The 13,087-nt window shown below is 39.5% G+C and carries 1 protein-coding gene; it reads right to left on the reverse strand.

All coding sequences use genetic code 11. The annotated features are described in order from the left end of the window. Positions 1–162 precede the first annotated feature (162 nt). On the reverse strand, positions 163–13,086 hold the full coding sequence (locus ACPEEM_RS06550) for a YopT-type cysteine protease domain-containing protein (protein WP_424401351.1): 12,924 nt from the start codon (positions 13,084–13,086) through the stop codon (positions 163–165). Position 13,087: the final 1 nt, after the last annotated feature.

The raw sequence follows: 13,087 nt of genomic DNA on the forward strand, positions 1-13,087 counted from the left end.
ATCCAACCTGCTTGGAAAAAGCAAGCTAAAGTGCGGTGCTTTTTGAAAAAGTTTTGCCTTTAGTTCTCGTCCAAACCATGCACTTTCTTGTAATAAAAGAATAAAAAAAGGGCTCATAATGAGCCCCTTTGTATTTACTGATTTGATTTATCTCGCAAGATATTATTTATGGTTAACGCCTTTTCTAATCACGTTTTGATAAATAGGCTCTTCTTGTGGCTTTTTGCCTACTTCCTCATAAATGGTCTCTTGCTGAGAAGAAATCACTCGTTGCGTTTTACCTGCTTGGAATTGTAAATCCGCATACACAGGTTCCGTAGTTGGTACATGGCTGACCTGCTCCACAATTTTATCACTTCTGGTTTTCAGTTGTGATTCAGGAATAAATCCTTTGCTCAATTGTGGTTGTGGTTTTTGTGGTTTCTCTGCCGTTTTCGGTGCTTGACCTTTCACTTTCGTCGCCACTTCGTCATAAACCACATCGCTTGAGCCTTGATGCACCTTAGCTTTCCCATTGTGACGGAATTGTAAATCCGCATACACAGGTTCTGTAGTTGGCACATGGCTCACTTGCTCCACAATTTTGTCACTTCTGGTTTTCAGTTGTGATTCAGGAATAAATCCTTTGCTCAATTGTGGTTGTGGTTTTTGTGGTTTTTGTGGTTTCTCTGCCGTTTTCGGTGCTTGACCTTTCACTTTCGTTGCCACTTCGTCATAAACCACTTCGCTTGAGCCTTGATGTACCTTAGCTTTCCCATTGTGACGGAATTGTAAATCCGCATACACAGGTTCTGTAGTTGGCACATGGCTGACTTGCTCCACAATTTTATCACTTCTGGTTTTCAGTTGTGATTCAGAATAGAAGCCTTCAACTTTATCCGCTGATTGAGCTTTTTTCTTATTCACCTGAGCATAAATCGCATTTGGATCAGCAGGCTGATTCCCTTGTGCTTTTGGTTTAGGTGGCTGCACAGGTTTTTTCGCAACCGCAGGGGCTGCGTTTTGTTCTGTAGCCACTTTCCCCGTAGGCAATGCTGGTAATGGTTTTGCCGTTTTCGCTGCCACGTCAGGGGTTTTCACATGATGCTTCTGGATATAAGCTTGTAAATCCTGTGATTTAAACGGATTTTCAATCACTTGGTTACCAATCACAAAACGTGTTGAAGACATCGTTGGATCTTGCTCATACATTGCTCTTAAGTTTTTCGCTTCTGAGCTGTTGTAATGTTTATCTTTCGGATTGAACGCTTTCTTAATATTCTCAAGATTCACTTTCATATCCTTCGAAATTCCACGATCTTTCGTCACAATTTTATCTAATGGGAAATAGAACGCATCTTTATCCGCACTGCCACCGAGATGTTCAATTTTTGGACCTTCGGCGTTATCTTTTCCTTTCGATCTAAATGGATTAGAGAATCCGTGTTTTTTGCTTGGCACATCTTGCTCATTCGCAACAACAGGTTTAGTCGCCGCTTTTGGTTTCTCTGCATCTGCTGGTAATTCATAGTTCACGACGTTGAAGAAACGTTTTCCGTCTTTCTTACCTGCGTAACCACTTTTCTCCCAGAATGCACCTTTCAACCAAGACTCAAATTGTTTGTGGCTTGGGAAAGTCATTTCACCAAAGTTAGGATCGAAGAATACCACTTTTTCACCTTGAACTGCTGCTGACACAGTGTGTGAACCACCCTCAAGGTTAATTGAGATTTTCTTCACGCCTGAGTTGTCGCTACCTGTATCTAAAATTGCTTTCGTTAACGCTGAAATATCTGTTTTTGATACAGTGCCAGCAACTTCGTCACGACGACTTGCATTACCCACTTTTTTCTCTTTCGGTACAACACCTTGTTCTTGCAACCAGCTATCAGTTAATTTGAACTGCTGTGTTGCACTACCGCTATTCATAAACTCAGTTTGTAGTTTCTTAATAGAATCGATAGTTTCTTGTTTTAAGTGACCTTTTTTACCGCCTTCATAAAGTGTATTCCAGAAGTCATCGCCTTGGTTACTGACTTTATTTGCGATCCAGTGTGCACAAGTAGACTCACAAACACCGTGTTGTGTTTCAACGTGTTTCACGATCTCTTTATAAACTTCACCTTTTGACTGTGCATATTTGAAGCTTACTTCACCGCCGTATTGTTCAACTGAAGAGCGAACATCATCAATTTTGTGTTTCACTTTCAACGGTTGGAACTGATCTTGAACTTGTTTTAACACACCGCGAGATTGCTCAATTAATTCTTTTTGTTGAACACGTTCACTCACTGGTTTGCTTACTTCAGCTTTAGCTTCTGCAGTAGGAACCGCTGCTTTTGGTTGTTCAGTTTCTACATTTGCTTTTCTAAAGGCAGCAGCACCAATAGCCTGCTCTAAAGTGCGGTTAGTTTCTACCGAGTTTTGTTCAGCTGGTTTTGCTACTGGTTTTTGAATAGCATCACCTTTTTTACCTAACTCGGTTAAGAACTCTTTCACCACTTCGCTACTTGTCGCTGACTTCGCCGTGGTATTCGTTTGTGGAATAATTTGTGTCTCAAATTCAGAATTAAACTTCGTAAACGGAGGATAACCTGCATCTAACAATAATTTATTCACAATTACCCGTGCCATACGACCATTACCTTCCGCAAATGGGTGGTAAGCAATTAAGCGTTGATACACTAAACCTGCTAATACGCTCGGCTCTACACCTTGGCTTCTCGCTTGGTTAATGAAATCCACCGTTTCGCTTAACTGGATTTTCGATGCTTCTGGGCTTGAGAACACCGCATTTTCTTTCGTTAACGTTTCTTTCTTGTAAAGCTGACGGTCTGCACCTTCATCTGGGCGTAAACCGTGGTTTAACTTCTCAATCATTTCAACTGTTAAGTCTTTACCTTGGCTGCTCTTCAAGAATTCTTCAATCGCTCCTTGTACTTCCTCTTTTAATTTCGGATTACGTTGGATGGTTTTTGACGTTTCCGCTAACGCTTCTGTGATGCTTTGTGTTTTCACATTCACATCTTCAATCACATCACCTTTCGGTAATTGTTTCACTAAGCCTTGAATTTCACTGAATTCTTCCACTGTCGGCTTGAACGTCACCGCATCATTGATACGTTTCTCAACCTTACGTGCACCTTCTGTCAGAATGTCATCAAACTCTGGTGAGTTACCCATTTGTTTAATGGTTGCTTCTGGAATGTATTTCTTCGCCGCTTCTCTCGCTTCTGCTAAGAATTCTGCGTTTTTCAATACATTCGTTTCAAATGCTTCGTTACGTTTACCTTCTAAATCTAAAAGATTTTTCAAGTTCACGCTGTCTTCTAAACCGTCATAGTTTGGTTTCGCATTTGTCGTGTCTTCTTGTTTTGCAGCTTTTGCTGATTTAGAAGACTCGCTGCCAGTAAATAACTGCTTAATTTTGCCGAAGAACGATGTTTTTTCAGCACTGCTTGCAGTATCTTCACTTTTCACTTTTGATTTCGAATTAATACCCGCTGCATCTTTCAATTCTGGACGAATTGGTAATGCTGGAGGTACATCGTCATCTTCTACTTGCACTTTCACAATTGGATTTTTCGCTAAGGCTTCGTCTGCTTTGGCATTAGCTTTTGCACGTGCTTCTGGGCTTTTATTTACTGTTGCATAAATGTCTTCATCCACTTGTGCTTTCGCTTTCACCTCAACGTCTGAATCCACTGCAGTCTTCACGTCATGGCGAGTTTCTGCCTCTGAACCAAGATCAGCTGGGCGTTTTGGTAATGTTGGCACCACCTCTTCTGCCACATTGGCTTTTAATGGCTGTTGTTGTGCCGCTTCATCCCCTCTCGCTTTCGCTTTAGCTAAGGCTTCAGGACGTTTATCCACAGTCGCATAAACAGGTTCTTCAGTTCCTGCTTTCGGCTTACTATTTGCCGTGCTATTCACCTCTGGCAATGGCTTTTTACCTAACTCAGTTAAGAACTCTTTCACCACTTCCGTACTTGTTGCGGATTTCGCCGTGCTGTTGGTTTGTGGAATGATTTGTGTTTCAAACTCTGGGCTAAACTTCGTAAACGGTGGATAACCTGCGTCTAATAAGAGTTTATTCACAATCACACGAGCCATACGACCATTTCCTTCCGCAAACGGATGGTAAGCGATCAAGCGTTGATACACTAAACCAGCTAACACACTTGGTTCAACACCTTGTTGTTTGGCTCGGTTAATAAAGTCAACGGTTTCCCCTAACTGGATTTTCGCAGCTTCTGGGCTTGAGAACACAGCATTTTCTTTGGTGAGGGTTTCTTTCTTATAAAGTAAACGATCTGCACCTTCATCTGGACGTAAACCGTGGTTTAACTTCTCAATCATTTCAACTGTTAAGTCTTTACCTTGGCTGCTCTTCAAGAATTCTTCAATAGCACCTTGTACTTCCTCTTTTAATTTTGGATTACGTTGAATCGTTTTCGAGGTTTCCGCTAAGGCTTCAGTAATGCTCAATGTTTTCACATTCACATCGTCAATCACGTCACCTTTTGGCAATTGTTTCACTAATCCTTGAATATCATTAAATTCTTCCACAGAAGGTTTAAAGCTCACCGCATCATTAATGCGTTTTTCAACTTTTCTTGCCCCTTCGGTCAGAATGTCATCAAACTCTGGCGAATTCCCCATTTGTTTAATGGTTGCTTCAGGAATGTATTTCTTCGCTGCTTCTCTCGCTTCCGCTAAGAATTCTGGATTTTTCAATACATTTGATTCAAAAGCCTCATTACGTTGACCTTCTAAATCTAGGAGATTTTTCAGGTTCAGGTTGTCTTCTAACCCATCATAATTTGGCTTCGTCGCCACTTGGGCTTGAGCTTCTTCTTGTGCTGGTTTTGTCGCTTTCGCTTTTTTCTCTTTATTTGAGCCGCCTGTGAAGAAGTCTTTCACTTTGCTCAAGAAAGATTTTTCAGCTTTTTCGCTTTTCGCCACTGCTTGGGTGTTATCTACCCCATCTTCGGCTTTCGCTTTTGGTGCAGAGGCATTTGCTGCTGAATTCTCTTCAGAAACAGACCGCACTTTTGGCTCAACATGGCTATCTGCATTATCTGTATTGCCTACACGTCTAAAGCCTGCACTGCCTGTATTGGCTGTTGCTGCATTATCTGCTGCTGGAATCGTCTCATAATCGGATTCCGCCGAGTTAGCTTTTGAGCGTGGTTGAAGGGTTTCTGCCACCTCAGCATCCTGTGCTTGACCTGCTTTTGGTGCTGGGTTGATTGTTGCATAATCTCCCTCACTATCACTGACTTGAACCTTCGCTTTGCTTTCTGGCGTGTCAGGTAATGGACGTTTTGCTTTACTTTCTGGTACATCAGGCAATGGACGTTTTGCTTTGCTGTTATCCGCAATTTCTGCATAGATATGATCAGCACTGTCCACTTCTGTTGCGACTTTTCCTTTGCTCTGACCTGGCAATTCAGGTAATGGATCATTCGCATTTCTTGCTTTACGCTCTTTTGGTTCCGCAATGGTCGCATAATCACTGTCAGCCACTTTGGCTTTTGGTGCATCTACCGTAGCATAAGTGCTGTCGATTGATTTCGCTTTTGGTTCCGCAATGGTTGCATAATCACTGTCAGCTACTTTGGCTTTTGGTGCCTCTACCGTGGCATAAGTACTGTCGATTGATTTCGCTTTTGGTTCCGCAATGGTTGCATAATCACTGTCAGTTACTTTGGCTTTCGGTGCCTCTACCGTGGCATAAGTGCTGTCGATTGATTTCGCTTTTGGTTCCGTAATGGTTGCGTAATCACTGTCAGCTACTTTGGCTTTTGGTGCCTCTACCGTGGCATAAGTGCTGTCCACAGACGGTGTTTTCGCTTGTGCATCTGGGGTTGCTGGTAACGCACGTTTTGCTTTGCTGTCAGCAATTTCAGCATAAATGTTTTCGGATGTTTCCGTTGCCACTTTGGCTTTTGTTTGTCCTGGTAGCTCTGGCAATGGATCATTTGCACGTCTCGCACGAGGTTGACCCGCTTCAGCATATTCAGTCGTCACCGCAGATTGATTACGTCTTACATCTGCATTTTTATCTCCGATGGTGCTGTAAGTTGGATCGCCAATCTCCGCATAAATGTGATCATCGGTTTTCGCCGCACGATTACGGGCAAGATCTGAACTGCTATCTCCCACTTTGTTATACACACCCGCTGGGATTTCTTCGTAATCATGGGATTTGGCTAGGTTATTTTCTGCCTCTGTGGCTTTGGCTCTTGGTGTTGCCCCATAAAGTGGGTTATCAACCAATTCCACATTGTCCGCATTTTTACGTGGTGTTTGTACAACGGCATCTGCACTTTCATAAATTGGGTTTTTCACTGATACAGAATCTGTCTCATCTGCCACAGGGCGAGAACGGAATGAAGCACTTGGTGCATCATCATTACCCGCTTTTGGTGTAGTTAATCTATTTTTGGCTTTTTGACCCAATTCCACAATATCCGCCACTTCAAAGCTGAATTGCGTGCTGGCATAAGTGTCATCACGTGTTACATTTTTCGCCTTAGCCAAATCAGTATTCACCTGACCAGATACATTTGCTTTAGAGGTATCTACACCAGAAATGGTCGCATTTTGCGTTGCATTATAGTGTTTCTGATCAGAACGTCCGCCTCGTATATTAAAGGCTGTTGTACCACGTTCACTGATACCAACAGATAAACCGAATGACCCACCATCTTTATCATGTTGATCGTGAAGGGCTTTCGTCGTGACATTACCTTTAACTTTTAAGTCTTTGCTGTTATCTTTGCTGACAATATGACCACCTTCAAGATTCAAGTCATTAATTTGACCTGTCAACTTGTTGGCTTTGATTCCAGCTTGTTGATTCACAGTACGTGCGGTTTCTGTCTCATTGGTATAACCACCACCGATATTACCTGTTGGTGTTGCAATTGTTGCACTCGATAACGCAACCCCTGCAGAAACACTATAATCAAAGCCGTGCGTCGTTTTCTGCAATGTGTCTTGTTTTGACACAACATTCGTTTTCCCTTCCACCTTGAGATCTACATTATTCGCATCAATGTTAGAACTCACTAAGTTAAGATCACGACCTGCTTCAATCTTAATGTTCTGACCTTGTAATACACTGTTATTATGTGTTTTTTCATTTTCATAGGTGTAGCTTTCGCTGCCTTCCAGTGACGTACTTACCCCTGCAGTACATGCGCCAGTCATCATACTACAACCCGCATTTACACCATGTGCAAGTTTTTGTCTTGACGCGGTTTCTTGTGTTTCACGCGTTTTTTCACCAGCAAGAATATTCACGTCTTCTTTTGCTTTTAAAGTGAGATCAGTGTTTTCATCACTGCGTACATTTTTCAGCTCTACACTACCACCATGTGCAGAAAGGGTTACTTTACCACCAATCTTCGTGACAATATCACCAGTTTCTGTTGTACGTTTGGTTTCACGATTTCTTTCTACTGCCAATTTCGCTGAAGAACCCGCAAGATCACCCGTAATAATATTCAAGACATCACTTGCTTGTTGCAATGCTACTGTGCCATCTTGTTTGATACCATTTTGTGCATCTCGATATTCTTTTACTAAGTGGCTCACCATATCCGCAATCGCAGAGTGCGCTTCAATTTCTGGTCCAATTTTAAAGCTTGTGCGCTCAGACTCATGATCATATTGATCTTTTTGTTTGCTCGATTTAATTTCTTTCGCAGACAATTCAAAGCCTTTTGCATCTGGTGCTTTCTTCGCTTGTTCTTCGAAATATGCTTGTGATTTTTCTGACATTAGCTCAGCAATTTCGGCTTCAGATAATGCATTAAGTGCTGGTGCCTCATTTGCTTTATTTGCAGTAGAAGGCTGAGTTGCACCTTGTTGACTATTTGCCGTATTGTCTTTATGACTTGCCGCTGTGTCATTTGTTGCTTTGCTTTGCACATCCGCTGGCAGTTTCGTATTAATGTCAACACCACCAATATCTGCATGACCAAGAACGTGTAATTTACCACTTTCAACTTGTAACTCACTGTTGGTGTGGGTTAGTAATGTTTCTTTTTCTTTAGTATGTGTGATAGAGATACCTGCATCCGCACCGACACCCGTATGATTTGTTGGAACACCAACAGAGGCTTTTCCACCGTCTTTACTATTGTAGTCATAACGGACAGATGTACCACCACCACTTGCATGTGCTGAAGCTACGAGTTGTGAAGAGTAATCTTCTTGTTCTGAGTGTTTAATATTTTTACCCGCTTCAGTATTGTAATTTCCTTTCACAATACCACTAATGCGTTTCGCTTCTAAATCACTTCCCACTTGATTCACATCTTTTTCTACAGCGAGATGAAGCTGATCAATTGAAAGTTTTGATCCCACAGAGGTTGCTTCGCTCTTATGCTCTGAATGGCTTGAGGCAGAAGACATACTTAAAATAGGTACTTTAATGCCACCAATATTCATTTCTGTGAGCTGGAGTGAACTCGGCGAGAATGTCTCATGATAAGAATGTTTCGTATTGTGTGTATCTTTAAGATTCAAATCACCCGTCTTCACAAAGCCTGATTTGGCTTTGATATCAGAAGCTTGTACATCAATACTTGCATCTTTGTCTGTTTCAAGATGTAAATGACCTTCTGTTCTGATTTCTGAACGTTGTGCGGTTACCCCTAATTCATCGTTAGCAAATGAACGCGACAAGTTCTCAATACCTTTATGTCCCACTAAGCGTGTTTCTTTGGTACTTAAGATACTGCCTTTATTTTGGATTTTATTACTTGCTTCAACATTCAGCTTCGTGCCCGCTAATGTTCCGGTATTGACCACATTCTCAGCTTTAATGTTGACTTCGCCTGCACTAATGACACCCGTGCCTAAACCTTGTAATTTTTTAGCATCAGCCAATGTCTCAGAAGCAAAATAAACCTGTGGCACAAACACATCTTTACCGTTTACCTTGGTTTTTACATACCAGATGATGTCTTCAGTAAGTTTAGCTTGTTGCTCTTTGGTTAAGCTTGCACCAAGTTTAAGATCTAACTCTTTAGCCTGTGAGGTAGAGTTATCCATCAGTTTTTTAACCAAATCTACATCGGTGAGATTATATTTTTGATTAAGACGATTATCGGTTTTTTTCTCAATCGTACGTGTGATTAATTGGTGATCAAAATAGTTATCACCTAACACGTTAACTTTTTGATTCCCTTTTGTATCTAAGCCAAGTTTATTGAAGAAATAATTTGCACCTGCGTATTCATCTTGGTTGATGTATTTTAATTTCGTACGATAAAGCGGATCGGTTTCCACTTTTGGACGATCATCATCAATCGCTTTCAATAAGCTATTTTTTGATGCATCAGCCTCATGTCTTGCCGTCTCTTCATACGCTTTTTGCTGCTCAACTTCTAATTTTTCTTTCGCAGCTTTTTCTTCAGCTTTTTTCTGCTGTTCAGCTTGTTTTTTCTCTTCAGCTACACGTTTTTCTTCTTGTTGTTGCTTCTCTTTGGCTTGGATTTGGATTTCAAGCTCTTTTTCTTTTTTACTAATCTCTTCTGCTTGCTTAATTTCTTTCGCTATTTCAGCTTGTTTAGCAACTTTATCTTGCTCTTGGCGTTTTTCCTCTTGCTTACTTTCTTCAAGACGTTTTTCTTGTTGCTTTTCTTTTTGAGCAAGAGCTTTTTCAGCTTGTACTTTTAAGCTATCTTTATATTCTTTTTGTTCCTTTTCAAATAATGCTTGTAATTCATTTTGAATAGAATTTATGTCTTTATCTAAACTATTATTTAACTCACCAATAGCTATTAAATTTTTTGCACGATTAAAATAATCAGTAGTGACTAATTCCTTATATCCAAGCTTTTTCAGCAAAGTATTAAGCAAATAACCATTCTCAAAAAATTCATCTGGATTGAGGTAGTCTACTGTACGATCAGTACGTGGAGGTTTATTCCCTTTAGAGTCATTATCTACACCAGACTCATCCGTACTTTTACCCTCATTACTCAATTCTGATTCTTTATCAATATTACTAGATGATTCCGTTTCGTTATCATTAACGCTTTCACCTTCCTCACTATCCAGATCTGGAGATAGAAGAAGATCCTCTTCTTCCCTTTCTTTTTCTAATTGAACACTATTATCAATAAAGAGATTTGGCGTTTCAAGTAATGCAAGAATATCTGATAAATCAATATCATCTGCCTCCAACCTCTCTTTATCACTAAATTCTGGTTTAAACTCTACAGATGGTAATGTTAATTGATGTTTGCCAATTTGAATGTTGCCATCAAAACGACCATATTGAGAAGTTTCACTATTTTTTAAATCTTTAACTTTACCCTCCAACGTACCCGCCAATATCCTTGCTTTTTCAGTTGGGTAATAAGTGAAATTTGTTGGATTTTCTTTAAAGGCTTTCCAGGCTTTTTTCATATCCTCGTAGGAATTATCATGCCACTCTGCTCCAAAAACCTGTGCCATTGCTTTTTTGTATATAGGGGAATGTTCTACATGGCGCAGGATCTCATAAGCACTAAAATTTTCAGCAGAATAACTCGCCGAGCTAGTAATAGGGGAAGGGCTAAATAAAGCATCTAGGAATGATTCTAAGCTATTAAATTCACGTGTTGCATTACCTGATAAAGCTGTCCAAATATAACGTGCACGTGGTTGGTAGTGTATGTAGATTTTCGCAGGATTCTTAAATACAGTTGTCAGTGCATTTTGATCAAATCCTTTCATGTTGTTAACAATTTGATCTGCCTCAGCCTTAAATGTATTTTTGACGTTAATCAAGCCATGATTCACTAACTGTGTTTTTGATTCTACATTTTCTGCTTTTATACCTTTGAAATCAAAATCACCATCTGAACGAATCGCTCCCATTTTGATAACTTGAATATCCGCTTTATCTTGCTCTTGTAAATTTAAATTTAATTGATAAACATTAACATGCCATCCATGATTAGCCACACGGCTAATATCATAATAACGACTTGAACCTAGAGTTTGATAACTCACCTTACCTGATAAACGTACATCATTAATTAAGTCACGGGCTTTAACCGTTAACTTATCTTTTGCATAAATATTACTAATATTATAAACCGAACGATCCGCCTCTAAACTCATGTTCCCAAGCGTATGAAATAAAGCATCTTCTTGGTTAACAATATTACCCATACGCTCATTCGTTGATTTTGCAGTTAATTGAAGTGATTTAGCTGCACCAAGGGTTCCACCAATATTATAAATACTTCCATTTTTTGCATTAATAGTTAAGGTTTGTCCTGAGGCTAATACACCTTTATGATTAATAAAACTATTGTTTGCATTAATAGTTAAGTTCGCACCTAATTGAATATCTTGTTTATCAATTTCAACATTTTGTGCATTAATGGTGAGATTCGTGCCTACTGTAATAAACTTATCATCTTGGACTAGAAAACTTGTATTGCCTTTAAAGTTTAGCGTGGCGTCTTTTTTACTTTCAATGATTCCTTTATTGATAAAGCCTGATTTTAAACTTGCGCTACTTTTTAATAAACGAAGCACTTCATAGCCATGCTCATCAACAGAGAACTCTTTTCCTTTAGTATCAATTGTCAACTTTTCTTCAGCTACAATTTCTTTATTATTTAATAAATTATCAGCATCAACTGTGACATTACGACCATAAATACGTCCATCATTGGTTAATGATCCTGTTGTCGTATTGACATCATTTGCAACTAATTTGGCATTTTTCCCAATAGAAAGTGAGGCTTTCGAACTGATATTCGCAGTCTGATTTGCTCGTATTTCTACACCATCTTTTAACTTAGTTTCATTAGCAGTAATTTTGATCTCTTTAGCTCTAAGCTCACTACCAATCGTTGTACGCTTAGCATCTTTAACATCAAACTTATTTTTTGCTTGAACTTTTTTATCTAAAACAGATTCTGTTAGCTGCGCAGTATTACCAAGATCCAAATCCCCGTCGTGCAATTCAATATGGATATCACCTTCAGATAAAATAATACCATCATGTTTTACCCCTGCACCGTTATCCGTAACAATTAACTTGATACTTTTACCATGCATTGCTCCTGTAGAAGCTCCTGTAATCGCAAGTTGTCCTTGAGCATCAATCCCTTTCCCTTCAACCAAACTATGATTCGTTAAATTATATTCACTATTCCCTGCAATAAAGGTTATATTAGTGTTAGATTCTGTAGCTGTTTTTTCTTTACCTTCATTAGTAATAGCATGCTTTTGTTCAATTTTCTTAGCAATAATATCTAAATAAGGTAAGTCATCTGTTGCAAAACCATCTGTACCTATCGTTACCGTACCCTTAGTAACATTTAACATCATATTGTTGGGATTAATTTCGCTACTCGTAGTTGCGACAAAACGACTAGCATTAATGGTTTTCACACCATTAAGCATAATTCCATTTTGGTTAGCAATCACAAGATCAGCTTTTTGCCCTAAAACTTCTAGTGCTCCCTCAATTTTACTGATATCGGAGCCAGTTACTTGGTTTAAAATAACGCTAGCTTGCTTATCTTTGACATTTTCATTGCCTGGAATATATCCCAATAATTTTGATTTTTCTTGCTCTTTACTGTTATTAAATACAGCCCCGTTAGGCACACTGAATTTATGGAAACGGTTATCTGAAATCCCTTGGTTATTTGGCTTAGCAATATCAATAACAAGAACGTTATTCTCAGATCGATAGATTTTAGTTTTATCAGTAGATGTATTATTGGATGAATCTAATTTAATATGCTCATTACTACCATTGTTAATTTCTGTTAATTTAGCCTTTTCAGTTTTCTCTGTTTCTGCCAACGCAGGAACAGAAATCACGGTCAAAAACAAAATAGAAACCTGTTTCCACGTTAGTTGCATCACGGAAGAAACAGGATTTAAGGTACTTTTTACCCATAATGAGACAGGTGAAAGGGGGTGAGCAAGAAGGGGAGGTTCCTCCGCTTCGGATTCTGTGGTGGTTTCTGAATCTGATGATCCATTGCTGATAGCAGAATTAATACATTCTGCAACAGGCACAAGACAGCCTTTCACTTTACTGAAAATAAGTTTGTAACGATTTTTGTTCATA

Origin of the sequence: Pasteurella pantherarum, assembly GCF_049670885.1 — a bacterium.
Lineage (GTDB): Bacteria > Pseudomonadota > Gammaproteobacteria > Enterobacterales > Pasteurellaceae > Pasteurella.

What these genes read in the sequence shown, in the direction of transcription:
- ACPEEM_RS06550 (WP_424401351.1), bottom strand. Translation starts at nt 13,086, where the DNA reads ATGAACAAAAATCGTTACAAACTTATTTTCAGTAAAGTGAAAGGCTGT.